This window comes from Kytococcus aerolatus, from assembly GCF_900187395.1.
GTDB lineage: Bacteria > Actinomycetota > Actinomycetes > Actinomycetales > Dermatophilaceae > Kytococcus > Kytococcus aerolatus.
In genome coordinates this window covers 1,353,257-1,379,569 of the sequence record NZ_FYEZ01000001.1, presented here as the reverse complement: position 1 = coordinate 1,379,569, position 26,313 = coordinate 1,353,257, and the positions used below count along the sequence as shown (strand labels likewise).

The window sequence follows — 26,313 nt, the reverse complement described above, 5'->3', positions numbered from 1 at the left end:
GCAGCCGGTGGGGCGGACGTGGCCCGCCCCACCGGGTCCTCACTCGGCGGGCTCCTCGGAGACCTCCAGCGGGACCTCGTCCGCGTGCGCCACGCCGTGCTGGATGAGGGCCCGGTGCAGCATCGGGGTCAGCGAGCGGACGTACGAGGCGGTGACGTGCGATCCCTGGCGGTAGATGGTCATGCCGCCGATGGCCGCCGGGCAGTCGTCCCCGGGCGGGCACAGGTAGTCGTTCACGTCGACGTACTCCACCCCGGACATCGCCTCGTCGACCTTCTCCAGGGTCATGTTGCCGTTCTCGTCGTTCGCCGGGAACGAGCAGGCGGAGAAGTCGTCCGGGTTCTCCTCCATGCACTGGTACACGGACTGGTCGCCCTCGAGATCACCCTTCCGGGTGGAGGGGTTGTCGGCCACCAGGACGATCTGTGCCCCGGCGTCCTGCAGGGTGGTGAGGTGCTCCACCATGCTCTGGGCGATCGACTCGGTGTTCACCGTGTCCCCCGCCGAGGTGATGACCATGTCGGGGGCGTCCGCGGCGAGCTGCTCCACGAGGGCCTCGTTGTACTGCTCGCACTCGTCGTACTTGCCCTCGGTGCTCAGCGAGCAGGCGGACTTGTTGTACACCTCGAGGCGCCAGTCCTCGGCCCGGGCGATGGCCTCCAGGGCCGGGAGCCACTGGACCATCTTCGAGTCACCGACCACCGCGACCCGGGTCTTCCCGTCGGCCGCGCCGTAGACGCAGTCGTCCCGGCCGGGGGGCGTGGTGTCCTCCTGCATGGCCTGGCACTCGTCCTCGTAGGCGCTCGGCACGTCCTCCGGGGCCAGGGCGGGCTCGGGGTAGACCGAGCCGGAGGTCGTGACCTGCGAGGAGGGGTCGGCGATGAGCAGGCTCTCGCCGGCCCCCTCCCCGGAGTCCTTCGCCGCCGACCACTGGTCCTCCGGCACCAGGGCGACGGCGCCCTTCGCGCTGTCCGGGGAGTGGGTGAGCTTGGGGGCACCCATCCAGACGGCACCACCCACGAGAGCGGTGATGGCCATGGCGGTACCACCCATGAGCAGCGCCTTGGGCACGGAGGCCGAGAGCGCCTTGTGGTACCGGATCGGGTCCTCCAGCAGCAGCTTGGTGCCCCAGGAGAGGGCGATCGCCAGACCCACGACCGCCAGGCGGGTGAGCAGGCCGGACCCGGGGCGCAGCTCCTCCAGGAAGATCAGCAGCGGCCAGTGCCACAGGTAGAGGGCGTAGGAGATGCCACCGATGAAGCGCATCGGGGACACACCCAGCAGCCGTCCGACGAGGGTGTCCGGGGTGCTGCACCCGGCGAGGATCACCGCCGCGGTGCCCAGCACCGGCAGCAGGGCGGCGCTGCCCGGCCACGGGGTGGAGGTGGTGTAGGCCAGGGCCGCCACGGCCAGGGCCACGACGCCGACGGCGGTCATCACCTCGGCCACGGCGCGCGGGATGCTCCGGGCCCGGTCGGCCAGGTAGGCCACCAGCGCACCCACGGCGAGCTCCCAGACACGGGTCGTGGTGAAGAAGTAGGCGGTCGCCGGGTCGGAGGCGGTGTGCAGGACGGAGTGCACGAGGCTCGCACCGAGCATGAGCACCAGCAGCAGGCCGATGACGGTCATCCGGCGACGCCCCAGGCGCCGGGCGATGAAGGCACCGATGATGATGAGCACCGGCCAGACGACGTAGAACTGCTCCTCGACCGAGAGCGACCAGTAGTGCTGCAGCGGGGAGGGCGCGGCGTCCTCGGCGAGGTAGTCGACCTCCCGCATCGCCAACGACCAGTTGACGACGTAGAAGGTGGCCGCCAGGACGTCGTTGGCGAGGTCGGCCAGGGCGCTGCGCGCCATGACGAACCAGCCCACCACCGCGGTGAACACGAGCACCAGCGAGGCGGCGGGCAGCAGGCGGCGGGCCCGGCGGGCGTAGAACTTCGGCAACGAGACCGTGCCGGTGGAGCGGACCTCCTTGAGGAGCCCCGCGGTGATGAGGTACCCGGAGATCACGAAGAAGATGTCCACGCCGGCGAAGCCCCCGGTGACCCCGGGAAAGTGCACGTGGTGCAGCAGGACCAGGCCCACGGCGATGGCGCGCAGGCCCTCGATGTCACCGCGGAAGACCTTGGGGTTCGGGGTGTTGGCCGGGCGGTCCGTGGTCGACGGGGCCGCGGGAAGGCCGTGGGCAGTCATCAGTTCTCCTCCTGACGCGGACGCGTCCGTGCTCCGTGGGAGCCGCTCGCTGCGCGATGAACTGGCCGATCATGTCAGGCCGGACCGGGAAGTTCCATCGCCTCCGGCGGTGGCGGGCGGGGTCCGGCTCAGACCATCACGTGGCCGGTGGGGTCCCCGAAGAAGACGAGGCGGCCACGCTTCGCGAGCAGCTCGCGGTCGGTGATGGTCCAGGTGTGGGCGTCCGGGGAGGCTCCCCGGACGGAGACGAAGTTGAAGCGGTCGGCGGAGTAGACCCGGCCACCGGCGCGCTGCACCTTCTGGCAGAAGGTCGTGTCGACGCGGCGGGGCAGGTCCTCGAAGCGCAGCTCCGTGGCCACCTCCCGGGGGATGAGCATGGTCCCGCCCTGCACCAGGTCGGTGTACCGGTGCTCGGCGTGCCCGAAGCGCAGGAGGGTCGCGTCGCTGGCCTGCAGGTGCGCGTAGTGCGCCCACTTGCCAACCACCTGGGCGTCCGTCCAGCTGAACGAGCGCACGAGGTCCGAGAGGTAGTGGGGGCCGTAGAGGTTGTCGTCGTCCATCTTCGCGACGTACTGGCCGCCGGCGGCCTCGATGCCGAGGTTCATCACCGCCCCGAGGGTGAGCTCCGCGGCGGCGTGCACCACCTGCACCTGCTCCACCCCCAGCTCGCGGGCCGTGGAGCGCACCCGCTCGGTGTCGATCTCCACCCCGTGGGCCACGAGGACGAGCTCGACCGCGGGGTGCACCTGGGTGCTGATCGTCCGGAGCACGTGCTCGACGGTGTGCGGGCGCATCGTCGGGACGACCGCGCTGATCGTCGGGACGCTCGGCGGGGAGTCGATCCCGACGCCCTGCAGGACCTGCGCGACCCGGTGCGTGGCCAGGTGGGCGTCGAAGACCCGCCGGTGGGCCAGGAGCGCGCGCCGGTCGCGCAGCTCCGGGTGCTGGAGCAGCGCACGGAGCAGCTCGTCGGCCTCCTCCTCGTCCCGGGCGACGGCCACGGTGTCGCCGAAGACGGGCTCGATCGCCGCCGAGGGCCCGCTGAGCACCGGGGTCTGCGCGGCGGAGAGCTCGAAGAGCCGCCGGGCGCACATCGTCGGGGAGGCGGTCACCGAGTTGACGTTGAGGAAGACCTTGTAGGCCGTCGAGGCGGCGAGCATCTTCTCGTAGGGCAGGGAGCCGACCACGGCGGGTCGGAAGCGGCGGGGGAAGGCGTAGCGACGGTCCCCACCGGCCTGGCGCGAGTAGATCTCCAGCCCCTGGTCCAGGGCGGCGCCCAGCAGGTGGTGCATCTGCTCACGACGCTCGGGGTGCTTGTCCGCGAAGTAGCTGCCGGCGAAGGCCACCTCCCGGTCCCGGCCGGAGCCGCGCTGCACGGGGTTGTGGATGCGCGGCTGGGCGCTGAAGGGCAGGAGACCGACCCGGTCGTGGCCGAGGTCCTCGCGGTAGCGCGGGATCCGGTCGGCGTCGACCGTCCACACGTGGTCGAAGAGCCGGGCCGTCTCGAGGAAGCGGTCGTAGTTGGGCGGGTCCTCCTTGTTCCAGAAGACCGTGGGGATGCCGGCCTCGCGGCAGTGGGCCACCAGCTCGCGGAGCTCCTGCGCCGGTGCCCCCTCGCCGGTCATGGCCAGCCGCCACTGACCGTCGTTGCCGTTCCAGGCGGACTCGACGAAGAGCAGGTGGGGGCGGATCTCCGCCAGCTCGGCCCGCCAGCCCTCGCGGCTCAACGGGTGCTGGTCCCACTCGTAGCGCAGGCAGAGCTCGCTGAAGGTGTCGAGGACGACCGCGGCGCGGGTGCCTGGGCGGGCGACCGGCCCGTCCGGGATCTCCACCGCGGGCAGCGGCACGCGCGCCCCGGCCCGGCGGGCAGCCTGCGTCCGCACCCGGACGAGCTCCCGGCGGGCGGCGCGCTGCGCCTTCCCGGGCAGCTCCCGCCGCTGCTGCGGGTCACGCAGGGCCGCTCCCAGCACGCGGCGTCCCCGCCGTGCCAGCCGGGCCAGGGGACGTGCCGGACCCATCAGCCGTCGATCCCCAGGTGGCCGGTGATCACGGTGGCGATGCGCTCGCCGGCGTGGCCGTCCCACAGCGGGGGGACGGGGTGGTCGGTCACCGGGCCGCGCTCGAGGACGGCGGCGGCGGCCTCGGCCACGCCCTCGCGGGTGACGAGCTGGTTGGTGCCGTGGGTGATGGTGACCGGACGCTCGGTGTTCGGGCGGACCGTCAGGCAGGGGACGCCCAGGACGGTGGTCTCCTCCTGCACGCCGCCGGAGTCGGTGACGACCAGGGCGGCGCCGCGGACCAGGCCCATGAACTCCAGGTAGCCCAGGGGGTCGACCACGTGGACGTTCTCGTGGTCCATGAAGCCGGCCTCCTGCAGGCGGGTGCGGCCGCGGGGGTGCAGCGGCACGATGACCGGGACCCGGTCGGCCACCGAGTGCAGGGAGCGCACCAGGGCCTGGACGTCCTCGGGCAGGTCGACATTGCCGGGACGGTGCACGGTCACCACGGCGTACTGGCCGCCGGACACCCCGGCGGGCACCTGGTCCCCCAGCGAGGCCAGGGCGGCCTCGGTGTCGTAGCGCTCCAGGTTGGACAGCAGCGTGTCGATCATCGGGTTGCCCACGAAGTGCACGGCCTGCGGGTCGGCGCCCTCGTTGCCCAGGTGGACGTTGGCGTCCGAGCTGGTCGTCAGCAGCAGGGTCGCCAGCCGGTCGGTGACCAGACGGTTGATCTCCTCGGGCATGGTCAGGTCGAAGGAGCGCAGGCCGGCCTCGACGTGGGCGGTGTCGATGCCCATCTTCGCCGCGACCAGCGAGGCCGCCACGGTGGAGTTCACGTCGCCGTAGACCACGACGAGGGCCGGCTGGCGCTCGGTGAAGAGCTCCTCCAGGCCCATCATGACCTTCGCGGTCTGCACGCCGTGGGTGCCCGAGCCGACGCCCAGGTTCACGTCGGGCTCGGGGATGCCGAGCTGGCGGAAGAAGACGTCGCTCATCTTCTCGTCGTAGTGCTGCCCGGTGTGGACGAGGAGCTGCTCCACGCCAGCGGCCTCCAGGGCGCGCATCACCGGCGCGACCTTCGGGAAGTTCGGGCGGGCACCGGTCACGTGGACCACCAGGGGGTTCATGAGCGTTGACATCCAATCGTCGGTCGGCTGCTGCTGCCTCGATTCTCCCCCAGCCGTGGTCCCGGCGGAAGGCACCCACCGGGAGGCCGGCGGAGCGGCCCCACGAGTCGTGGACAGCGAGGGCCCACGGACGTAGAGTGCCTGAGCCTAACGGAGGCGGGAGCTCCCCGCGGGGGCGCCGAATCGACGCCCGTCCTGACCCGGCACGGAGGTCGTCATCACACCCCCTTGGCTCGCAGTGGCCCGGCTGGCCCTCTCCGTCGCCCGACGCCATCTCGCGACGGACCCCCGCAAGCTGCTCTCGGTGGCGCTGCGCGCCGCCCCGACACCGGTGGCCGGGTCCGTCGGTCGGATCCTGCCCGCGCAGAGCCCGCTGCGCGCCCTCGCGCTCGACGCGGCGGGGCAGAACGCCCGGGCCCGGGAGACCGTCGAGCGGCTCGCCACCGAGTCCCCTGCCGACGGGCTGCCCGCCGTGCTGCGGGTGGCCGCGATCCTCCACCTCCCCACCGCCCGGCGGATCGCCGTGGAGCGCCTCGACGACCACCCGGCGGCACGCACCGCCCGGGCCCTCTCGCTGGTGGACGCCGGGGAGCGTGGTGCCGCCGTCGAGCTCCTGGCGGGGCTGACCGAGCGCGGCGCGGCGAGCCTGCGCGAGCGGGTGCTCGGGGAGCTGGCCGCCCTCCGTGCCCGCCCCTGGGAGGAGGAGCGCCCGGCCCCCACCGTCCTCGCCGCCACCCCGCGCTCCGTCCTCCACGTGGTGACGAACTCCCTGCCGTGGACCCAGGCCGGGTACACGCTGCGCACCCGCGGCCTCACCGTGGCGCAGTCCCGGCTCGGCTGGTCCCCGCAGGTGGTCACCCGCCCGGGCTTCCCGGTGGACTCCGGTGCCCTGCCCCGGTGGGCCGAGCACCCGGTCGACGGGGTGCCCCACCACCTCCTCCTGCCGCCCTCGCTGCCGCTGCGGGACGACGAGCTGCTCGCCCTCCACGTCGAGGAGCTCACCCGGCTGGTGCAGCGGCTCCGCCCCGCGGTGCTCCACGCCCACTCGCGCTTCACGAACGCCCAGGCCGCCCTCACCGTGGGGCGCCGGCTCGGCATCCCGGTGGTCTACGAGGTGCGCGGCTTCCTCGAAGAGACCTGGGTCTCCCGCGGAGGCGACCCGGGGGCCGAGCACCGCCACCTCGCCCGGGCCGCGGAGACGGCGTGCATGGCGGCGGCCGACGCCGTGACCACCCTCTCGGAGACGATGCGGCAGGAGATCATCGGCCGTGGCGTCGACCCGGCCCGGGTCCACCTGCTGGGCAACGCCGCCCCCCGCGAGGAGATCACCGCCGGCCGGGCCCCCGCCACCCTGGAGCGGGCCCGGGCCCACCGGGAGGCGCTCGGCATCGGGCCGGACGAGGTGGTGGCCGGCACCGTCACCACGCTCAACGACTACGAGGGCACCGCGCTGCTCGTGGACGCCTTCGCCGCGCACTGCCGGAACCGGCCGGAGGCCCCGGGCCACCTGGTCGTGGTGGGAGGCGGGCCGGCCCTGTCCCCCCTGCAGGCCCAGCGGGCCGGGCTCCCGGCCGGGGTCGCCGAGCGGATCCACCTGGTGGGACGGGTCCCGCACGCGGAGGTGCCCGGCTGGAACGCCGTCCTCGACCTCTTCTGCGTCCCCCGGCTGGACACCCCGGTGACCCGGCTGGTCACCCCGCTCAAGCCGCTCAGCGCGATGTTCGCCCGGTCGGTGGTGCTCGTGGCCGACCTCCCCCCGCTGGCCGAGCTCGTCGCCGGCGGGCGCGGCGCCACGGTGGCGCCGGATCCCGCGGCGTGGACCCGCGCGCTGGACGAGTGGATGCTCCCCGACGCCACCACCCGTGCTCGCCGGGAGGCCACTGCGGCCGCCGGGGCCCGGTGGGCCGAGGAGGAGGCCACCTGGGAGGTCGTCGCCGCCCGCAGCGTGGAGCTCTACGACTCCCTCACCGGGGGCTGACCGGGGCCGCGGGAGCCCGCACACGGAGACGCCGGGGGCGGACGGGAAGGTTCCCGTCCGCCCCCGGCGTCGTCACCGGTGCCGGGTGCTCAGGGGCGCCCGAGGCCGATGTAGGTCCACCCGGCCCCGCGCCAGAGCTCGGGGTCCAGGGCGTTGCGGCCGTCGATGACGATCGGCTGCTTCACGGTCCCGACGAGCGCGGCCGGGTCCAGATCGCGGAACTGCTGCCACTCGGTGAGGTGGATGACCAGCTCCGCGCCGGCGAGGGCCTCCTCGGCCGAGGGCGCGTAGGTCAGGGTCGGGTACACCTTGGCGGCGTTCTCCATGCCCTTCGGGTCGTAGACGTGGACCTCGGCGCCGGAGAGGTGGAGGGCACCGGCCACGGCGAGCGCCGGCGAGTCGCGGACGTCGTCGGAGTTCGGCTTGAACGAGGCGCCCAGGACGGCCACGCGGCGGCCGCGCAGGTCGCCCCCGAGCTCGACTCGGGCCAGGTCGACGACGTGCTCGCGCCGCCGGGTGTTGATCTTGTCCACCTCGGCGAGGAACTCCAGCGCGTGGCCGGCCCCGAGCTCCCCGGCACGGGCGGAGAAGGCCCGGATGTCCTTGGGCAGGCAGCCGCCGCCGAATCCGACGCCGGCGTTGAGGAACTTGCGGCCGATGCGGGCGTCGTGGCCGATCGCGTCGGCCAGCTTGGTGACGTCCGCCCCGGCAGCCTCGCAGATCTCGGCCATCGCGTTGATGAAGGAGATCTTCGTGGCGAGGAAGCTGTTGGCGGCCACCTTGACCAGCTCGGCGGTCGGCAGGTCGCAGACCACGACCGGGGTGCCGTCCTCCTCGATGGTGTTGGCATAGATCTCGCGGAGGACCTTCTCGGCCCGCTCGCTCGTCACACCGAAGACGAGGCGGTCGGGGTGGAGGGTGTCCTGGACCGCGAAGCCCTCACGCAGGAACTCGGGGTTCCAGGCCAGCTCGGCGGTGACGCCCTCGGGGGTGTTCTCCGCGACGTACTCGGCCAGGCGCTGGGCGGTGCCCACCGGCACGGTGGACTTGCCCGCCACCAGCGCGCCGTCCTTCAGGTGCGGGGTGATCGAGGCGACCGCGGCGTCCACGTAGGTCATGTCGGCGGCGTGCGAGTCGGCCTTCTGCGGGGTGCCCACGCCGATGAAGACCACGTCGGCGTCCGCGATCTGGGAGAAGTCCGTGGTGAAGCGGAGCCGGCCCGACTCCACCTGCTCGGCGAGGATCGGGTCGAAACCCGGCTCGTAGAAGGGACTCCGGCCGGATTGCAGGCGCTCGACCTTGGCCTCGTCGACGTCCACCCCCACCGTCTCGAAGCCGAGCTGGGCCATCCCCGCGGCGTGCACCGCTCCGAGGTAGCCGGTGCCGATCACTGCAACGCGCATGCGTCTGCCTCCTCCGCCCCGTGGGGCACTGACGATTCCGGGCAAGGGTATGCGATGGGCTGGGGCGGTGGGAGAATGCCGGCATGAGCCAGCAGATCGTCTCCGAACTCGTCGCCAACGTCATCGCCGTCCACGTGGAGGCGGGGCAGCGCGTCGAGGCCGGCTCGGAGGTGGCCCTCCTGGAGTCCATGAAGATGGAGATCCCGCTGCTGGCCGAGCACGCCGGCACCGTGGAGGCCGTGCACGTGGCCCCCGGCGACGTCGTCCAGGAGGGCGACGCGCTGGTGGTCCTCTCGGACTGAGCCCCGGCCCCGGCGGGGTTCCCCAGCCATCCCTCCGGCGCGCGAGGTGCGCACCGGTCCGCATCTCACGCGCCAGGATCCCGTCCCCGGCCCGAGGTGCGCACCGGTACGCACCTGGACGGTCGAGTCGGTCACCGGTGCGCCTCTCGCCCAGTGATGACGCTGCAGGTGCGCACCGGTGCGCCTCTCGCCCAGGGTCAGCACCCGAAAGGGGCACCGGTGCACCTCTCGGGCGTCACCTGGTCACTCGCGCTCCGCCCACCAGCGGCGCAGCTCCGCCTCCGCGGCCCCGGGTCCCACCGGGCCGGCATCGAGGCGGTACTGCAGCAGGTGCTCGTAGGCCTCCCCCAGCACCGGCCCCGGCGCGATCCCCAGAATCTCCATGATCTGGTGCCCGTTGAGCTCGGGACGCACCGCGGCCAGCTCCTCCTCGGCGAGGATCCGGTCGATGCGCTGCTCCAGGTCGTCGTAGGCCCGCGCGAGGCGGCGGGCCTTGCGCTGGTTGCGCGTGGTGCAGTCGGCGCGGGTCAGCAGGTGCAGCCGGGAGAGCAGCGGCCCGGCGTCGGTCACGTAGCGCCGCACGGCCGAGTCGGTCCACTCCCCGTCGCCGTACCCGTGGAAACGCAGGTGCAGCTCCACGAGACGGGAGACGTCACGGATCGTCTCCTTGTCGTAGCGGAGGGCCTTCAGCCGCTTCCGCGCCATCTTCGCGCCGACGAGCTCGTGGTGGTGGAAGCTCACCCCGCCACCGGGCAGGAAGCGGCGGGTCGGGGGCTTGCCGATGTCGTGGAGGATCGCCGCCAGCCGGAGCACGAGATCCGGGGAGGGCACCTCCTCGGCCGCCCCCTCGCGCGGCCCCTCGAGGTCCATCGCCTGCTCCAGGACGGTCAGCGAGTGCTCGTAGACGTCCTTGTGCCGGTGGTGCTCGTCGAGCTCCAGCTGCATGGCGGGGATCTCCGGGACCACCTGGTCGGCCAGCCCGGTGTGGCACATGACCTCCAGGCCGGCCCGGGGGTTCACCGAGAGCATGAGCTTGGTGAACTCGTCCCGGACCCGCTCGGCGGAGACGATCTCGAGGGTCCCGGCCAGCTCCTGCATCGCGCTCATGACGCGCTGCGCGGGGACCAGCCCGAGCTGGGCGGCGAAGCGGCAGGCCCGCATCATGCGCAGCGGGTCGTCGGCGAAGGACTCCTCGGGCGTCTGCGGGGTGTCCAGCTCCCCGTCCGCGAGGGCGTCCAGGCCGCCGTGGGGGTCCACGAAGGTCAGGTCCGGCAGGCGCAGCGCCATCGCGTTGACGGTGAAGTCGCGGCGCACCAGGTCGTCCTCGAGGCTGTTGCCGAAGCGCACCTCGGGCTTGCGGGTGGCCCGGTCGTAGACGTCCGAGCGGTAGGTCGTGATCTCCAGGGTGTCCTGCCCCTTGCGCGCACCGATGGTGCCGAAGGCCCGCCCCAGGTCCCAGGTGGAGTCCGCCCAGCCGGCCAGCACCCGCTCGATGTCGTCGGGACGGGCGTCGGTGGTGAGGTCCAGGTCCGGGGAGGTGCGCCCGAGGAAGGCGTCGCGCACCGGCCCCCCGACGAGGGCGAGCTCGTACCCGGCCGCGGCGAAGAGCGCACCAACCTCCTGGAGGAGCGGCATCACCGGCGCCAGGTGCTTCACGGCGTTCTGCAACAGGCTCTGCGGGGTGGGATCGGTCACGGGGTCACCACGGATCTGTCTCGGGGGCTCTGTCGGGCGCTGGGGAGGGCGCTCCACGCGGTGGTCGACGGGCACCCAGCCCGCCGAGTGTAGGCGCTGCGCGAGCCCGGCTCCCAGCCCACGGCCGGGCATCGCTGCAGGTCAGGTCGCTATCATGGGTGAATGGGACTCTCGATGCAGGAGACGGACCAGCGGCGGGTGCCGCTGCGTCGGCTGCCCTCCGTGCGCGAGACCTCTGCTGGCGGGGTGGTCGTCCTCGTCGAGCCGGGCCGCGCCCGCTTGGCACTGATCGCCCGCTACAACCGGGCCCGCCGGCTGGAGTGGTGCCTGCCCAAGGGGCACGTGGAGGCCGGGGAGACCCTCGCCGAGACGGCGGTGCGGGAGGTGGCCGAGGAGACCGGCATCCGCAGCCGCCCGATCCTCACGCTGGGGACGATCGACTACTGGTTCTCCACCCCTCAGCGGCGGATCCACAAGCACGTCCACCACTATCTCCTCGAGGCCGTCGGGGGACACCTGACGGTCGAGGAGGATCCCGACCAGGAGGCCGTGGACGTCCAGTGGTTCGACCTGCCGACCGCGCACCGCACGCTGACCTTCCCCAACGAACGACGCATCGCCCAGATGGCGTGGCGCCGGCTGTGCGGCTGATCGCCCGCGGCACTGCCCTCGCCCTCGCGGTGTGCGCGGGCCTCGTGGTGCCCACCCACCCCGCCGCCGCGGAGGGGGACGACGCGGATCCCGGGGTGGACCTGGCCATCTCCCGGGTGGACCCGGGGTGGCTGACGGCCGGGGAGTCGGGGGAGCTCACCACCACCGTCGAGGTGCCCGCGGGGGCAGCCGTGGAGGACCTGCGGGTCACCTTCTCCTCGGCCCCCCTGATCCACGGCCGGGAGGAGACCGGTCGCTGGCTGGACCACGACGGCGCGAGCCCGGCCGACCGGGAGCGGCTGGCGGTGGAGGAGCTGCCAGCCGGGGGCGGCGAGCGGGAGCTCCGGCTCCCGGTGGAGGCGCCGGAGGTGGACGAACCGGCGATCCTCCCCCTCGTGGTGGCCGTCTCCGGCCGGGTGGACGGTCGGCGCACGGTCCTCGACGCGCAGCGCACCGCGATCCCGGTCCTGCCCGAGGGGGCGGAGGAGACCGCCTCGCCCCATCGGGTCGGGTGGTTCCTGCCGGTCACCGTGCCGCTCACCTCCGACCTCTTCGCCGGGGACCGGACCGACCGCCAGGACGCCTGGTCCGACGCGGTGACCCACAGCCCCTCGGTGCAGGTCGCCGACGAGCTGGGCGAGCAGGTGACCCTGGCCGTGGACCCCGCCCTGGTGTCCGCCCTGCCCCCCGAGCGACTCCAGGAGCTGGGTCTGGACCGCCGGGCCTGGCGCCTCCCGCGGACGGACGTGCGCCCCGTGGACCTGCACCCCGGAGCAGATGACTCCTTGTGGCAGAACGCATCCCGCGTCCTGGTGAAGCATCCTCGGCCGCTGGTGGTCGACGAGAGCCCGGTCTCCGGGCGTCTCGGCAGCGGCCGGGAGCTGGCCTCCTGGCTGGACCGCTCCCACGGGCCCCGCATCGTCCTCGCACCGTCCGGCTTCCGGGGCCGTTCCACGACCGACTCCGTCGACGACCGTGGGAACTGGTGGGAGCGCTCCCGCGTCGGCTGGGTGGACCAGGAGCTCTCCCACCACCTGGGCGCGTCCCCCGACCCGGCCGACGGGTCCGCAGAGGACCCCGACGACCCGGAGGACGACCGCGGTGCGGCCGTTCCCACGCAGGCCCTCCTCGCGCTGACGGCGGCCACCTGGGCCGAGGAGGAGCGGGACGGGGAGGTCGTCGTGCGGCTCGACCCGACCGGCCCCGGTGGCCGCGCGCTGGTGGCGGCGGTCGAGGCCGCCGGGGACGCGCCCTGGCTGGAGGCGGTGCCGGCCTCCGAGCTGCTCGACTGCACCGCCGGGGACTGCGGGCGGGCCCCCGCCGACGGGAGTGCGCGCTGGAGCAGCGTGGAGCCGCGGACGCCCCCGCACCGGGAGGAGCTGCCCGCGGCCCTGGAGCAGCAGGTCACCGCCCTGGCCGGCAGCGTGGAGGAGGACGAGGCCACCCGGCTCCGGGACGCGGTGACCGCCCAGGCCTCGCGCCGCTGGACCTCCCCGGCCGAGCGGGAGGAGGGTCGCGCCGGCATCGACCAGTCCGTGCGCACGCTGACCGAGGCGCTCGACGTCGAGGACAGCACGGTCAACCTCCTGGCGGACTCCGCCACCCTGCGCGTCACCGTGGCCAACACCGGGGGCACCGACTTCGAGAACCTGCGGGTGCACATCAGCCCGGGCAACAACCGCGCCACCGTGGAGCAGCCCGAGGAGCGCCTGTCGATCCGTTCCCGGGGGACCTCCAACGTCTCGGTCACCACCCACGCCCACGCCATCGGGCAGGTTCCCCTGCGGGTCACGGTCACCACGGCCGACGGCTCGACGGTGCTCTCCCGCGGGGAGGTCCTCGTGAACGCCCGACCGGCCGACAGCTGGGTGTACGCCGGTCTGGGTATCGTGACCGCTCTGTTGATCATCGTCGGCGTGTGGCGGACCGTTCGGCGCCGCCCCGACCACCCCGAGCCGGGAGACACCGAGTGAGCACCACGTCCGTGGGGCGCAACGCCGCCCTCATGGCAGCAGGCACCCTGACCTCCCGCATCCTGGGACTCGTCCGGGTGGCGCTGCTCACCGCGGCCCTCGGCGCGGCGACGAATGTCGGCAACGCCTTCGACACCGCCAACCAGCTGCCGAACGTCCTGTTCATCATCATCGCCGGTGGCGTGCTCAACGCGGTGCTCGTCCCGCAGCTCACCAAGGCGATGAAGAACGCCGACGGCGGGCAGGACTACACCGACCGGCTGCTCACCCTGGCCCTCACCGTCATCGGCGGCCTGACGGTGGTGGCGATCATCGCCGCACCGCTGCTGGTGGCGCTCTACGGCTCGGGCTACACCCCCGAGACCGCGCGCCTGTCGGTCTTCTTCACGATGCTCTGCCTCCCGCAGATCTTCTTCTACGGGCTCTACACGCTGCTGGGGCAGGTGCTCACCAGCCGGGAGTCCTTCGCGGCCTACATGTGGACCCCGGTCCTGGCGAACGTGGTGCAGATCGCCGGCATCCTGGTCTACCTGCTCGTCTACCCCCGGGAGCCGCAGGTCTCGGACGTCACCTGGCCGATGATCCTGCTGCTGGGCGGCTCGGCCACCCTCGGGATCGTCGTCCAGGCCCTGGCGCTCGTCCCGCCGCTGCGGCGCATCGGCTTCCGCTACCGGCCCCGCTGGGGCTTCCGCGGGGTGGGTCTGCGCAGCGCCTCCACCGTGGCCCTCTGGTCGCTGGCCACGATCGTCATCGCCCAGCTCGGGATCATGGCGAACAAGACGGTGCTCTCCCACGCCCCCCACGGGGTGGCGGGCCAGGCGGCCTACTCCAGCGCCTTCCTGATCTTCATGCTGCCGCACAGCCTGGTGACGGTGAGCCTCCTGACGGCCATGTACCCGTCCATGTCGCGGCGGATCCACGACCGCAACTGGCAGGCCATCGGGGTGGACCTCCGGCAGGGTCTGCGCCGCACCACCGCCGCGGTGATGCCGCTGGCCGCCCTGCTCATGGTCATGGGGCCGTCCGTGGCAGCGCTCATGTTCCCCTCGCAGACCGAGGGCACCGTCCGGGCCATCGGCTACGCGGTGGGCATCCTGGCGGTCGGCCTGGTGCCCTACGCCGCCATCGCGCTCTTCCAGCGCGCCTACTACGCCTTCGAGGAGGGCTACAAGCCCTTCGTCATCCAGATCGTCTCCACGATGCTCATCGGCATCATGGCGTGGATCGTGCTGGGGCTGGACCCGCAGTGGGTGCTGCTCGGCATCGCGCTGGCGCAAACCCTCTCGCAGTACGGCGGGGCGGCCTTCTCCAGCGTGCTCATCCGCCGTCGGGTGCCGGGGCTTCGACTGGGGAGCCTGCGGAGCTTCTACGCCCGGCTCGCCCTGGCCAGCGTCGGTGCCGCCCTCGCCTCCTGGCTCACCCTGCAGTGGCTCGCCGGCGTGAACGGTGCCCCGGTGCTGCGCTTCAGCACCGACCTCGGGACCGCCTGCGGCGGGGACGGGCAGGCGGCCTGCGGCCAGGTGGTGCGGGTGGCCGACCAGTGGGTCCCGGTGCTCCTGACCTCGGTCGAGGCGGGGCTGGTCTTCCTCGCCGTGCTCGCGCTCCTCGTCGTGCTGCTGCGGGTCGACGAGGTGCTCGGTGTGGTGCGCCAGCTCCTGGGGCGCGTCGTCCGCTGAGCGATTCCGGGGGCCCTCCGCGATGCGCCCCCGGTGCCCGGTGAGGAGTGCCTACACTCGGGGATCGTGGCGCGGGACCCCGACACCCGCCCAGGAGGAGTGCCGTGGACGAGCTGCGCGAGGGCCGGCGCATCAGGGACCGGTACCTGCTGCTCCGACGCTCCGGTCTGGCCGGTGACGCCCAGCGATGGATCGCCGTCGACGAGACGCTCCGGCGCGAGGTGGTGCTCTGGGTCGTCCCGGCGGACCACCCCCACGCCCAGGCGGTGCAGGACTCCGCTCGGCGCGCCGCGCTCGTGGAGGACGGACGGCTCCCCCGGGTGCTCGACATCGGTCACGAGTCGGACCGTCAGTTCGTCGTCACCCAGCACGACCCCCGCGCCCACACCCTGGCCGAGCTGGTGGCCGAGGGTCCCCTGCCTCCCGCGGAGGGTCGCCGCCTGGTCGGGGAGGCCGCGGCCACGCTGGAGATCGCCCGGCGCCACGGCGTCCACCACGGTGCGCTGACCCCGGAGCACCTGCTGCGTGACGTCGACGACGGGATCGTCGTGACCGGGCTGTCCGTGGCGGCCGCCGTGAGCGGACGGAAGGTCCCGCCGGGGGACGAGGCCGCGCTCGTGGACACCCGGGACCTGGTGGCCCTGCTGCACACCGCGGTGACCGGCGGGTGGCCCGGTTCCTGGCCCTCGGCGGCACCACCGGCCGCTCGGGAGGGGCAGCGGCTCCTGCCGCCCCGTGAGATCGCCGCCCACGTCCCCCACGACCTCGACGAGCTCTGCGACCGCCTGGTCTCCGACCAGCCGCTGGAGCTCAACGGGGAGCCGGTCCGCACCCCCGGCGACCTGGCCCGCGTCCTCGCCCCGTGGAACGGCCAGCGCGTGCAGGGCCGGGGGGTGCTGCTGCGCGACGAGCCGGCCACCACCCGGATCCGACCGGTGGCGGGTGCTGCCGCGGGGGCGGTCCCCCTGGCCGCCGGGTCTGCCGCGACCGGTGCGGAGGAGGCCGCTGCCGAGCCGGCACCGGCTGTCGAGCCGCCGGCGGGAGCGGCCGGGGCGCAGGGTGCCGGGGCGGGCGCGGCAGCCGGCACCGGAGGGCGTCCGGTGCGGGTGATCCGCCCCGAGCCGGGCACGGAGGGCTCGTCACGCCGACGCGGCCTCGTCGGGGCTGGCGTCGCAGCCCTGCTCCTCCTCGGGGGGACGGCACTCGCCCTCCAGCTCTCTGACGGTGACGACCCCGACCCGGAGCAGGCGCCCGTGGCCACCTCGGGCACGTCGGACGCCTCCAGCACGACGGGCACGGAGGGTGCCTCGGGAACGGGTCGGGACGGGGAGACCCGCTCGACCGGGGACGACGACACCACCACCCCGGGGGACGAGGGGGAGCACTCCTCCTCGACCGCTGCGGAGCGGGCTGCAGAATCCACCGACGGCCCCGCCCCGGAGGACCCGGCACAGGGCCGGGACGACCACCGGAGCAGCTCGGAGCCGCAGGCGGGCACCGACGCGTGGGGCGAGGGCGACGCAGCCGCGCCGGGTCCCGCGGGCGAGCAGGTGCCCGGGCAGACTCCCGCCGGTCCGCGCGACCCCGGGGAGGGCCCCACCACCGGGTCCGACGACTCCGGGGGTGACACCGCAGAGGACGGCGGCCGTGACGGTGCGGGTGACCGCGGGGGCGGCGGGGGCGGCGGGGGCGGCAGCACCACCGCCCCGAGGACCGACCCGACCACCACGTGGAACCCGTCCCCCGGACGCCACGACGGCTCCGGGGCGCAGCGCCCCGAGCGCAGCCGGGGAAAGCCCTCGCGCCCCAGCCAGGACAACCGCCCGAGCACCCGTCCGTCGGGCGGTTGGAGCAACCCCGGCCGACCGGGGCCGGACGGTTCCCCGCACCCCGTCCACGGCTGGCCGATCGCGATGATCGAGCCGTGGGACCCGGGCCACGACGGCGACGAGCACTCGGACTGGATCCACCGGATCAACAACCCGAGCACCGACCAGCCGTGGAAGACGCACCAGTACGCGCAGCGCCCCTTCGGCGGGTTCACCGAGGCCCTCGGTCTCCGGGTCGACCTGGGTCAGGTGCGCACCATCTCCGCCGTCGACATCGGCATGCCGCAGGGGGCCTGGACCTACGAGGTGCGGGCCGACTCCCACGGCGACGTCCACGGCGCCACGGTCATCGGTGGGCGCCGGGGCGGCGGGGACGTGACCTGGGAGGTCGACGAGCCGCTGCGAGCCCGCTACGTGTACGTGTGGTTCACCGACACCGCGCCGACCACGGACGGTCGCTGGTACGCGGCCCTCAAGGAGATCACCGTCCGCTGAGCCTCCCCGGGGGCTCGGAACACGGGCCGACCGCTGGTTGTTGACCCCGGTGCAGGCGCCACCACCCTGCCCGCCCTGCGCGAGACCCCTTCCTAGGAGAGCCCGTGACCAGCATCCTCACCACCTCGGCCGTCACGATGCCGACGATCGACGCGAGCCCCACGGCCGCCCCCGAGGCCCGACCGGCCGCCGACGACGGGTCCGTGCGCGAGCTGATCATCGTGGGCTCCGGCCCGGCCGGGTACACCGCGGCCGTCTACGCGGCCCGCGCCAATCTCGAGCCCCTGGTCTTCGAGGGCTCGGTGACCGCCGGTGGCGCCCTCATGAACACCACGGACGTGGAGAACTTCCCCGGCTTCCCCGAGGGCATCATGGGCCCGGAGCTCATGGACAACCTGCGCGCCCAGGCCGAGCGCTTCGGGGCCGAGCTCGTCACCGACGACATCGTGGAGATGGACCTCATCGGGCCGGTGAAGGTGCTCCGCGACGGCGAGGGGAACACCCACCGCGCGCACTCCGTGATCCTGGCCCTGGGCTCGGCCTACCGCGAGCTGGGCATCCCGCGCGAGAAGGAGCTCTCCGGGCACGGTGTCTCGTGGTGCGCCACGTGCGACGGCGCGTTCTTCCGGGAGCAGCACATCGCCGTCGTCGGTGGTGGCGACTCCGCCATCGAGGAGGCCACCTTCCTCAGCCGTTTCGCGAGCACGGTGACGCTGATCCACCGGCGCGACGAGCTGCGGGCCTCGAAGGTCATGCAGCAGCGGGCCGAGAACGACCCGAAGATCGAGTTCGCCTGGAACTCCGAGGTCGTCGCCCTGCACGGCGAGGACAAGCTGAGCGGTGTCACCCTGCGCGACACCGTCACCGGCGAGGAGCGGCCCCTGGACGTCACCGGTCTGTTCGTCGCCATCGGCCACGACCCGCGCAACGAGCTGATCCGTGGCCAGGTCGAGCTGGACGACAACGGCTACGTCCTCGTGGACGGCCGCTCCACCCGCACGAACCTCGAGGGCGTCTTCGCCTGCGGGGATCTCGTGGACCACACCTACCAGCAGGCCATCACCGCAGCCGGCAGCGGGTGCCAGGCGGCGCTCGACGCCGAGCGTCACCTCGCCGCACGCGCCGACTCCGACGTGGCCGGCGCCCAGATCGAGACCACCTCGGACGAGGACACCCCCGGGCACCCGACCGCCTGAGAGAATCTCCCCCCAGACCGTCCCCATCCCCGCACAACCCAAGGAGTGACCATGGCCGGTACCACTGCCACCACCGACGCCACCTTCGACCAGGACGTCCTGAAGAGCGAGACCCCGGTGCTCGTCGACTTCTGGGCGGACTGGTGCGGCCCGTGCAAGCGGGTAGCCCCGATCCTCGAGGAGATCGCCGCCGAGCACGGCGACAAGCTGCGCATCGTGAAGCTGAACACCGACGAGAACCCGCAGACCGCCGCCAAGTACGGCATCACCTCGATCCCCACGATGCACGTCTTCTTCCAGGGTGACGTCGCCAAGACGATCGTGGGGGCCCACCCCAAGCCGAAGCTGCTCAAGGAGCTCGAGCCCTTCATCGGGTGAGACCCCGCCCGCAGGACAGGGAACGGCCCGCGAGCAGGAGCTCGCGGGCCGTTTCCTGTCCTCGGCTCGCCAGGTTCCACGTGAAACACGAACGTTTGCCCGTCGCCCACGCCGGACGAGACCGCCCCGGCCCCCGTCACCCGTGGAGAGTGGCGCTCCGCGCCGAATCCGCTGGTCGCCCGATCTCCGTCACGTCGTGACCGGAACAGGCTGCACGGGTCACGTGCGCCGCCCGGATCTGGGAGCGGGGGAACCAGCGCACCGCCTCCCGGAGACGGCACCAGCCGACGAGGTACCACTCACCCCGGGTGGAGGCGAAGAGCATCGGTTCGACATCACGGGGCGTCTCCTCACCCCGGCGGGAGGTGAATCGGAGACGTACCACCCGCTGCTCGGTCATCGCCTCCTCCAGCGCAGAATGCACCCGCCACGGTGGTCCGTCGGGCAGGTCGACCCAGATGCGATCGGCCAGCACCTCAGCTCGTTCTCGTGAGCACGGGTCCAGCACACCGAGGAGCTCCCGCACCGCCGACGCCGCCAGCGACTCCGCCCGGCGTCCCCGCGTCCCACCGCGACGGCGCGCGGCCGTGAGCGCGTGCAGCCGCTCGGCCCTCCTCACGAGGTGCTCCCTCCCCGATTCATGACAGAGCTCCATTCACGACTGAGATGGTGACATCCCGCTGTCCACACCCCCTGCGAGGGTCACGCCATCACACGGATTCCTGCACAGACCGCACAGCCCACCGTTCTCCGACTCGCCGGCCACTGGCTCGGTGCCTGGTCGTGGGACGCCATCACCCCAACTCTGCAGGAGCTATCCGTCGAGCCACTCACACTCACCCTGCCCGGCCTTGAACCGGATGATCCGGACCGTTTGACACGGACCCTCGAGGACCAGGCCCGGGCCATCACCCTCGAGTCGCCGGACCGTCCTGCCACGTTCGTCGCCCACAGCGGTGCCAACTCCCCGGTCAGCCTCGTCCTGGACCGCAGCCCTCACCTCGGCTCCCACGTGGTCTGGCTGGACTCGGGCCCGATGCCTTCAGGGATGGCCTTCGCCGCCGACCTGCCCACCGGGATCCTGGAGCTCCCTCTTCCCTCGTGGGAGGAGCTCGGCGCCCAGGCGAGCCTGCGGGGGCTTCACCCGGAACAGCTGTCCACCTTCCGGGGCCAGGCGGTCCCGCAGCCCGCCGGAATGCTCCGCGAACGAGTCCTGCTCAGCAACCCCGCTCGGTGGGACGTTCGCACAACCTTCGTCTCCCGTAGCTCTCCTGACCGTGGGCCGGGACGAGGGCACTGCTGCTTCCTCGGACGGCCCGGATGCTCATCGTCCTGCCCCCTCCGATGCTCATCGCCCCGTCACATCGTCCTCAGGAGAGGGGCGGGCAGTGCTGGCTACCCGGATCAGCGGGGCGCGCTCGTGGAGGTGGGCCTCCCTCTTCTGCCGAGCGTTTCCTCCGACGAAGACCCGACCCCAGCGCTCAGCACGTGCTGCGGGTTCCGAGCTGATCCGACAGAGACGACGCTCCACCACTGTCCGCTCATCCTCACGACCCCTCTGTGAACGCATGAGGGGTGGTGTTCCACGTGGAACACCACCCCTCACGACCTGTCGTGACGACAGTCTGTCACTCAGTCGGTGCGAGCAGGCCGAGGATCCGCTGCAGGTCCTCCTCGCCGGCGAACTCCACGGTGAGGGTTCCCTTCTTGCGGCCGACCTTGAGCGAGACCCGGGTGTCCAGCCGGTCGGCCAGATCATCGGCGATCTCCTGGTGCTCGGGACGCAGCGCGCGCACACTGGGACGGCGGGGCTTCTTGTCGTCCTCCCGGCCCCCCCCGAGAGCGATGAGCTCCTCCACGCTGCGCACCGACAGACCCTCGGCCACGATCCGCTGGGCCATCCGCTCCATCGCCGCACCGTCCTCGAGGCTCAGGAGAGCCCGGGCGTGTCCGGCAGAGAGCACCCCCGCCGCCACCCGGCGTGCCACACTGGGCGGGAGCTTCAGAAGTCGCAAGGAGTTGGTGATGCGTGGGCGGCTGCGCCCCAGGCGCTGCGCCAGCTCCTCGTGGGTGCACCCGAAGTCATCGAGGAGCTGCCCGTACGCGGCGGCTTCCTCCAGCGGATTGAGCTGGACGCGGTGGAGGTTCTCCAGCAGCGCCTCCCGGAGAAGATCCTCGTCCTCCGTCTCGCGGAGGATCGCCGGGATGGTGTCCAGTCCCGCCAGCTTCGTCGCACGCAGACGACGCTCGCCCATGATGAGCTCGTGGCCCGTCTCGGTGCGGCGCACCACGATCGGCTGCATGACCCCGAGCTCGCGGATGCTGTGGGCCAGCTCCTGCAGGTCGTCCTCGTCGAACACCTGCCGAGGCTGTCGTGGGTTGGGGCGAATGTCCGCCACGGGCAGCTCCACCAGCCGTGCCACCCCGGAGGCCTGGTCGTCGGCAGGCTCGAGAGTGGCGTCGGAAGGCGTCCCCCCCTCACGAACCTTCTTCGCCCCCTTGCCCTTCGTGCCGGGCTTGGTGCCGCCAGCGTCGTCCAGTCCCGATCTCACGTCGGCCCCCTGCACCGTGAGGACGTCCGGGACGTCGCCGCCATCGCTGTCCGTGGCATTCGGCCAGAAGACGTCGCGGGGTCGCTGGCCTCCGTCATCCTGCGGAATGAGGGCTCCGAGGCCCTTGCCCAGACCACGTCGCTGACCTGCCATGCATCCTCCTGCGTCGGTTCACCTGCCTAGTGCGCCGTCCGGCGGCTCAGGCGATCCCACATTCTCGCATGCAGTGATTCCCCCCACCGTTGTCCACACCCTGTGTTCCACGTGAAACACGAGAGCGGCCGATCTCCCCAGGGGAGATCGGCCGCTCTCGAGTCGGACAGGACGTCCGTGGTCAGCTGTTGGGTCGGTTGCCGTGGTTGGCACCCTTGCGACGAGCCTTCAGCTTGCGGCGGCGCTTGCTGGACATCGCATCCTCCTCTGCATCAGTCGATGGGGTCTGTGGCCCGGCGGGACACAGGATGGACCATCCTCTCACACCGGTTCCGTCCACCCCGGGGGCCGAAGATCGCGGCAGCCGTGGGGCTTCAGGCCCGGGCCCAGCGCTCCGTCATCTCCAGGGCGGCAGACCGGTAGGCCCGTGCACCGGGACCCTCGGGGTCATACGAGATCGAGGTCTGACCGTACGACGGTGCCTCCGAGATGCGGACGCTGCGGGGGATGAGGGTCTCCAGCACCACCTCGCCGAAGTGGTCCCGCACCTCCTGCGCCACCTGGGTGGCCAAGCGGGTCCGAGCATCGAACATCGTCATGAGGATCCCACCCACCCGAAGGTCCGGGTGGAGATGCCGCTGGATGAGGGAGATGTTGCGGATGAGCTGGGAGACGCCCTCCAGCGCGTAGTACTCGCACTGGATCGGGATGAACACCTCGTCCGCCGCCACGAAACCGTTCACCGTGAGCAATCCCAGGCTCGGCGGGCAGTCGATGAGCACCAGGTCGTAGGCCTTCTCGTCCCGCAGGTCCTGCAGGGCACGGCGGAGGCGCGTCTCCCGAGCCACCAGCGAGACCAGCTCGATCTCGGCACCAGCCAGGTCGATGGTCGCCGGGACCACGTCGATCGATCCCTTCGCGTCAGGCAGCTCGGGCGAGGACTGCATGACCTCGAGGATCGTGGCCTCGTCGATGAGCACGTCGTACACACCGGCCACGCCGGAGCGGTGCTCGATCGACAGGGCGGTCGAGGCGTTGCCCTGCGGGTCGAGGTCGATGACCAGCACCCGCAGCCCCCCCTCTGCGAGGGCAGCGGCCATGTTGACCGTGGTGGTCGTCTTGCCGACGCCACCCTTCTGGTTCGCCACCGTGATGACTCGAGTTTCGGCAGGAGCCTTCAGTGGGCGCGGCTTGCCGCGCTCCTTGCGCTCCTTCGGGGTGAACGGGGCCATCCGATGATCCTCCTCGTCGTCCTCGGAGGAGTCCTCCGGGGACGAGCTCTCCTCGCCCCCGGGCTCGGCGGAGACCACCGTGACCTCACCTGTCGTGGGCGGCTGCCAGCCGACGGGCGCCGAAGGCGGAGTCGGGTCGGTCGGGATGCCGGGGTGCGTACCCGCCGGCCAGCCCACGGGATGGCTCATCGTGTCTCCTTGCCTCGACGACGCGGACTCTTCGAGCGTCGGTTCCGCCCCGGACGGCCAGCCTTCGGGCTCTGCGGCTCCGCACCGCGCTCCAGCACCACTACCCGGGTCGGCGTCTCCAGGACCTCCTGACCACAGTCCACCACGCGGGTGGCGGTCACCCCCAGTCGGGGCAGCACCGGTGCCGTCTCGTCGACCTCCTGCTGGGCACTCTCACCCTTGAGCGCCACCATCCGCCCCCCGAGCTCGACCAGGGGCAGGCACCAGGGGGCCAGCACCTCCAGCCGGGCCACGGCCCGGGCGGTCACGACGGGCGCCTCGAACTCCCCGGTCACCTGCTCGGCCCGGGCCCGGACGATCTCCACCCGGTCAGCCAGCTCCAGGGCGTCGACCACCTCGGTGAGCCACACCGTGCGGCGCAGCATGGGCTCCACGAGCGTGACCTGCGTCTCCGGCAGGGCCAGCGCCAGCGCGATGCCGGGGAGCCCGGCACCGCTGCCCACGTCCACCAGCCGCGGGACGGAGCCGATCTCCTCGGCCGCCACCGCACAGTTCAGGACGTGCCGCTCCCACAGCCGGGGCACCTCCCGCGGGCCGATGAGGCCGCGCTCGGACCCGCTCGTGGCCAGGAGCCGGGCGAACTCCTCCGCCTGCGGCAGCAGCTCCCCGAAGACCCGGGCGGCCGCGGGCGGCGTCGGGCCGAGACCCTCGCCCGCGGGGGAGCCCTCCGGCTCGCGGGCCGGCTGCGGGTTCATCGGGTTCACGCCTCCACGGCCGGCAGGACCATCACGTGGCGGTGGGGCTCCTCGCCCTCGGAGTCCGAGGCCAGCCCGGCAGCCAGCACCCGGTCGTGCACCACCTTGCGCTCGAAGGCGGTCATCGGCTCCATCGCCTGCGCAGCACCCGTCTCCCGCACCCGGGCCACCACCTCGTCGGCCCGTGCCTCCAGGGCCGCTCGACGCTCCTCCCGGTACCCGGCGACGTCCAGCATGAGCCGCGAGCGCTCCCCGGTCCGGGTGAGCACCGCCAGCCGCGTGAGCTCCTGGAGGGCGTCGAGGACCTCTCCGTCGGGACCGGCCAGGGTGCGGGGCGCCGGGCCGTCCTCGGAGTCCACGATGGAGACGATAGCCCGGCCGCCCTCCACCTGGACGTCGAGATCGCCGTCGAGGTCGGTGATGTCGAGCAGGGCCTCGAGGTAGTCGGCCGCGATCTCCCCTTGCTGCTCGAGCTCCGCAGGGGTGGGCTCGGAGACGTCGTGCGTGGTCATCGCGTCATCCCTTCTTGCGCTTCTTCGACTTCTTCTTGCTCTTCTTCCGACGCACCGGCTGGGCCCGCTGACCACCCGTCCCGCCCTGGGCCAGGCGGGTCCGGTCGACGGTGCTGGCGTTGGCCGAGGTGCCGTCGACGCCCTCGTTCACCAGGGCTCCGCCCCCACCGGCCCCCTTGCGGCCACGTGCGGGCTCGCCGTCGCCCAGCGCGGTGGCTCCGGCCCCGGAGTCCGCGGTGGCCAGGGTGAGCCGCTTGGGCTCCTTGCCGGCCGCGATCTGGCGCGCGTGCATGCGGCGCTCGGCCTCGGTGTTCGGGGTGGGCATGTGGCGGATCACGAAGAGCTGCTGGAAGAAGGACCACAGGTTGGTGAAGGTCCAGTAGACGAGCACACCGATCGGGAAGTTCACACCGGTGATGGCCAGGATGATCGGCAGGACGTAGAGCATGATCGTCTGCGACTGCCCCATCGGCCCTTCCTTGGCCGAGTCGGGCATGTTCAGGTCCATCATCATCTTCATGCTGAAGAAGGTGAAGGCCGTCATGAGCACGATGAGCACGAGCGAGACGATCTTGCCGGTCAGGTCCGAGTCGTGGAGGAAGGAGTCCGAGAGGGGGGCGGCGAAGATCTTCGCCGCGTTGAAGGACCCCGCCAGCTCCCGCGTCATGTAGCCGATCGGCTCCCGGGCGCCGGCTGCGATCTCGTCCACGGTGTTGAGCACGCGGAAGAGGCCGAAGAGGATCGGCAGCTGCACGAGCATCGGCAGGCAGGAGGCGAAGGGGTTGGTGCCGTTCTTCCGGTAGAGCTCCATGGTCTCGGCCTGCTGGGCCTGCATGGACGCCTGGTCCTTCTTGCCCTTGTACTTGGCCTGGATCTTCTTGAGCTCAGGGGCCAGCAGCTGCATCTTGCGGCTGCTGCGGATCTGCTTGAGCATCAGCGGGATCATGAGCAGGCGGACGAGGATCACCAGCACCAGGATCGACAGCACCCAGGTCCAGCCGGAGTCCTCCGGCAGGCCCAGCGCGGTGAGGGCCCAGTGGGCACCGGCGAGGATGGCTGCCACGGCCCATTCGATGGGGTAGAGCAGGTTCGGCACGAAGAGTCCTTCTCGAGTCGGTGTTCAGGAGATGTCCGCGCTGCCCGGTCAGGGAGCGGGGGGTCCGCCCACATTGTCGCGCGTGTGGAGGCCGCCCGGGTCGGTACCCGGGACGGGGTCGTACCCGCCGGGGCTCCATGGGTGGCAGCGGAGCAGGCGTCGCGTGGCCAGCCAGCTGCCCCGGAGGGCACCGTGCTCGGTGAGCGCGGTGACGGCGTAGGCCGAGCAGCTGGGGAAGTAGCGGCAGGTCGGGGGCAGGAGCGGGGAGATGGCGCGCTGGTAGATCCAGATGACCACCAGCAGCGGCCAGGCGAGGAGGGGACGCCCCCCCACCCGCATCATCGGCGCTCCCGACGGAGGGCCCGGTCCAGGCAGCGGTCGAGATCCCGACCGAGCTGGTCCGACTCCGCCCCGGCGGCTGCCGGGTGGGCACGGACCACGAGATCGTGACCGGCCGGGATCTGGGGCAGTCGCGCCGCGGCCAGGTGGCGGAGCCGCCGCTGGACGCGGGACCGGACCACACTGTTGCCGACGGCCTTGGAGACGACGAAGCCGACACGCACCGGGTGCGTGTCGGCGGAGGTCTCGTCCTGCCCGCGGGGCGTGACGACGACCGTCATCGTCGAGGTGCTGGCTCGGCGTCGGCCGGGACCGCGCAGCACGGCCGTGAAGTCACGGCCGGAGCGCAGTCGATGCCGGACCGGCAGCACCGGGCCGGCTCAGGCCGAGAGCTTCGAGCGGCCCTTGCCACGGCGGGCGGCCAGGATGGCGCGGCCGGCGCGGGTGGACATGCGGGCGCGGAAGCCGTGCTTGCGGGCGCGACGACGGTTGTTGGGCTGGAAGGTGCGCTTGCTCATGGTGTCTCCTGGTTGCGTTCGGGCACGTCCGGCGGGTGGGACATGCGGCCTCCCCGTGGTCACTGGTC

22 protein-coding genes are annotated in these 26,313 nt (G+C 72.5%); 8 read left to right on the top strand and 14 right to left on the bottom strand.

Going from position 1 to position 26,313, the window contains the following annotated elements; all coding sequences use genetic code 11:
* Positions 1 to 39: 39 nt before the first annotated feature.
* From CFT82_RS06485 to wecB, 3 genes are all read right to left on the bottom strand, one after another.
* Complete coding sequence (locus CFT82_RS06485; RefSeq protein ID WP_088818158.1) at positions 40 to 2,196, bottom strand: acyltransferase family protein; 2,157 nt, start codon at positions 2,194 to 2,196, stop codon at positions 40 to 42.
* A 128-nt stretch (positions 2,197 to 2,324) separates the two neighbouring features.
* Positions 2,325 to 4,214 carry a glycosyltransferase family protein gene (locus CFT82_RS06480; protein WP_088818157.1) on the bottom strand — a complete coding sequence of 630 codons (1,890 nt, stop codon included), beginning with the start codon at positions 4,212 to 4,214 and terminating at the stop codon, positions 2,325 to 2,327.
* Positions 4,214 to 5,323, bottom strand: coding sequence for a non-hydrolyzing UDP-N-acetylglucosamine 2-epimerase (gene wecB / locus CFT82_RS06475; protein ID WP_088818156.1), 1,110 nt, complete (start codon positions 5,321 to 5,323; stop codon positions 4,214 to 4,216). The genes CFT82_RS06480 and wecB overlap by 1 nt, the downstream gene beginning before the upstream one ends.
* Positions 5,324 to 5,561: 238 nt before the next feature.
* On the opposite strand from wecB, the gene CFT82_RS06470 reads away from it, so the two are divergent.
* Positions 5,562 to 7,301 (top strand): glycosyltransferase family 4 protein, encoded by a 1,740-nt coding sequence (locus CFT82_RS06470; RefSeq protein WP_088818155.1) that lies wholly within the window; start codon positions 5,562 to 5,564, stop codon positions 7,299 to 7,301.
* A gap of 89 nt (positions 7,302 to 7,390) precedes the next feature.
* On the opposite strand, the gene CFT82_RS06465 is transcribed toward CFT82_RS06470, so the two are convergent.
* Positions 7,391 to 8,704, bottom strand: a complete 1,314-nt coding sequence (locus tag CFT82_RS06465) for a UDP-glucose dehydrogenase family protein (RefSeq protein WP_088818154.1) — start codon at positions 8,702 to 8,704, stop codon at positions 7,391 to 7,393.
* 83 nt (positions 8,705 to 8,787) lie between these two features.
* On the opposite strand from CFT82_RS06465, the gene CFT82_RS06460 reads away from it, so the two are divergent.
* Positions 8,788 to 9,006 carry a biotin/lipoyl-binding carrier protein gene (locus CFT82_RS06460; RefSeq protein ID WP_088818153.1) on the top strand — a complete coding sequence of 73 codons (219 nt, stop codon included), beginning with the start codon at positions 8,788 to 8,790 and terminating at the stop codon, positions 9,004 to 9,006.
* Between the two features lie 243 nt (positions 9,007 to 9,249).
* Here the strand turns inward: CFT82_RS06460 and CFT82_RS06455 are convergent, their stop codons facing one another.
* Positions 9,250 to 10,833, bottom strand: a complete 1,584-nt coding sequence (locus CFT82_RS06455; RefSeq protein WP_088818152.1) for a CCA tRNA nucleotidyltransferase — start codon at positions 10,831 to 10,833, stop codon at positions 9,250 to 9,252.
* 30 nt (positions 10,834 to 10,863) lie between these two features.
* Between CFT82_RS06455 and CFT82_RS06450 the strand changes: the two genes are divergently transcribed.
* From CFT82_RS06450 to trxA, 6 genes are all read left to right on the top strand, one after another.
* Positions 10,864 to 11,352 carry an NUDIX hydrolase gene (locus CFT82_RS06450; RefSeq protein WP_234994297.1) on the top strand — a complete coding sequence of 163 codons (489 nt, stop codon included), beginning with the start codon at positions 10,864 to 10,866 and terminating at the stop codon, positions 11,350 to 11,352.
* Entirely contained in the window at positions 11,331 to 13,325 is a 1,995-nt protein-coding gene (locus CFT82_RS06445) for a DUF6049 family protein (protein ID WP_088818151.1), read from the top strand. The genes CFT82_RS06450 and CFT82_RS06445 overlap by 22 nt, the downstream gene beginning before the upstream one ends.
* Entirely contained in the window at positions 13,322 to 15,001 is a 1,680-nt protein-coding gene (gene murJ, locus CFT82_RS06440) for a murein biosynthesis integral membrane protein MurJ (RefSeq protein WP_088818150.1), read from the top strand. The genes CFT82_RS06445 and murJ overlap by 4 nt, the downstream gene beginning before the upstream one ends.
* A gap of 104 nt (positions 15,002 to 15,105) precedes the next feature.
* Positions 15,106 to 17,325: a hypothetical protein gene (locus CFT82_RS06435; protein WP_088818149.1), complete on the top strand. Its 2,220-nt coding sequence runs from the start codon at positions 15,106 to 15,108 to the stop codon at positions 17,323 to 17,325.
* A 137-nt stretch (positions 17,326 to 17,462) separates the two neighbouring features.
* Entirely contained in the window at positions 17,463 to 18,521 is a 1,059-nt protein-coding gene (gene trxB / locus CFT82_RS06430) for a thioredoxin-disulfide reductase (RefSeq protein WP_088818371.1), read from the top strand.
* Between the two features lie 51 nt (positions 18,522 to 18,572).
* Complete coding sequence (trxA, locus tag CFT82_RS06425) at positions 18,573 to 18,899, top strand: thioredoxin (RefSeq protein ID WP_088818148.1); 327 nt, start codon at positions 18,573 to 18,575, stop codon at positions 18,897 to 18,899.
* 136 nt (positions 18,900 to 19,035) lie between these two features.
* Here the strand turns inward: trxA and CFT82_RS06420 are convergent, their stop codons facing one another.
* The 9 genes from CFT82_RS06420 to rpmH all read right to left on the bottom strand — a co-directional run bounded on the left by CFT82_RS06420 (position 19,036) and on the right by rpmH (position 26,245).
* On the bottom strand, positions 19,036 to 19,518 hold the full coding sequence (locus CFT82_RS06420) for a helix-turn-helix transcriptional regulator (protein ID WP_088818370.1): 483 nt from the start codon (positions 19,516 to 19,518) through the stop codon (positions 19,036 to 19,038).
* Positions 19,519 to 20,527: 1,009 nt separating this feature from the next.
* On the bottom strand, positions 20,528 to 21,604 hold the full coding sequence (locus CFT82_RS06410) for a ParB/RepB/Spo0J family partition protein (RefSeq protein ID WP_088818146.1): 1,077 nt from the start codon (positions 21,602 to 21,604) through the stop codon (positions 20,528 to 20,530).
* A 374-nt stretch (positions 21,605 to 21,978) separates the two neighbouring features.
* Positions 21,979 to 23,025, bottom strand: a complete 1,047-nt coding sequence (locus CFT82_RS06405) for a ParA family protein (RefSeq protein ID WP_088818145.1) — start codon at positions 23,023 to 23,025, stop codon at positions 21,979 to 21,981.
* Complete coding sequence (rsmG, locus tag CFT82_RS06400; protein ID WP_088818144.1) at positions 23,022 to 23,780, bottom strand: 16S rRNA (guanine(527)-N(7))-methyltransferase RsmG; 759 nt, start codon at positions 23,778 to 23,780, stop codon at positions 23,022 to 23,024. Before rsmG ends, CFT82_RS06405 begins: the two co-directional genes overlap by 4 nt.
* A gap of 5 nt (positions 23,781 to 23,785) precedes the next feature.
* A complete protein-coding gene (locus CFT82_RS06395; RefSeq protein WP_088818143.1) occupies positions 23,786 to 24,292 on the bottom strand; it encodes a Jag family protein in 507 nt (168 codons plus the stop codon).
* Between the two features lie 4 nt (positions 24,293 to 24,296).
* Positions 24,297 to 25,388 carry a membrane protein insertase YidC gene (gene yidC, locus CFT82_RS06390; protein WP_088818142.1) on the bottom strand — a complete coding sequence of 364 codons (1,092 nt, stop codon included), beginning with the start codon at positions 25,386 to 25,388 and terminating at the stop codon, positions 24,297 to 24,299.
* 48 nt (positions 25,389 to 25,436) lie between these two features.
* A complete protein-coding gene (gene yidD, locus CFT82_RS06385) occupies positions 25,437 to 25,730 on the bottom strand; it encodes a membrane protein insertion efficiency factor YidD (RefSeq protein WP_088818141.1) in 294 nt (97 codons plus the stop codon).
* On the bottom strand, positions 25,727 to 26,098 hold the full coding sequence (rnpA, locus tag CFT82_RS06380) for a ribonuclease P protein component (RefSeq protein WP_088818140.1): 372 nt from the start codon (positions 26,096 to 26,098) through the stop codon (positions 25,727 to 25,729). Before rnpA ends, yidD begins: the two co-directional genes overlap by 4 nt.
* A 9-nt stretch (positions 26,099 to 26,107) precedes the next feature.
* Positions 26,108 to 26,245, bottom strand: coding sequence for a 50S ribosomal protein L34 (gene rpmH, locus CFT82_RS06375; RefSeq protein ID WP_088818139.1), 138 nt, complete (start codon positions 26,243 to 26,245; stop codon positions 26,108 to 26,110).
* Between the last annotated feature and the right edge of the window lie 68 nt (positions 26,246 to 26,313).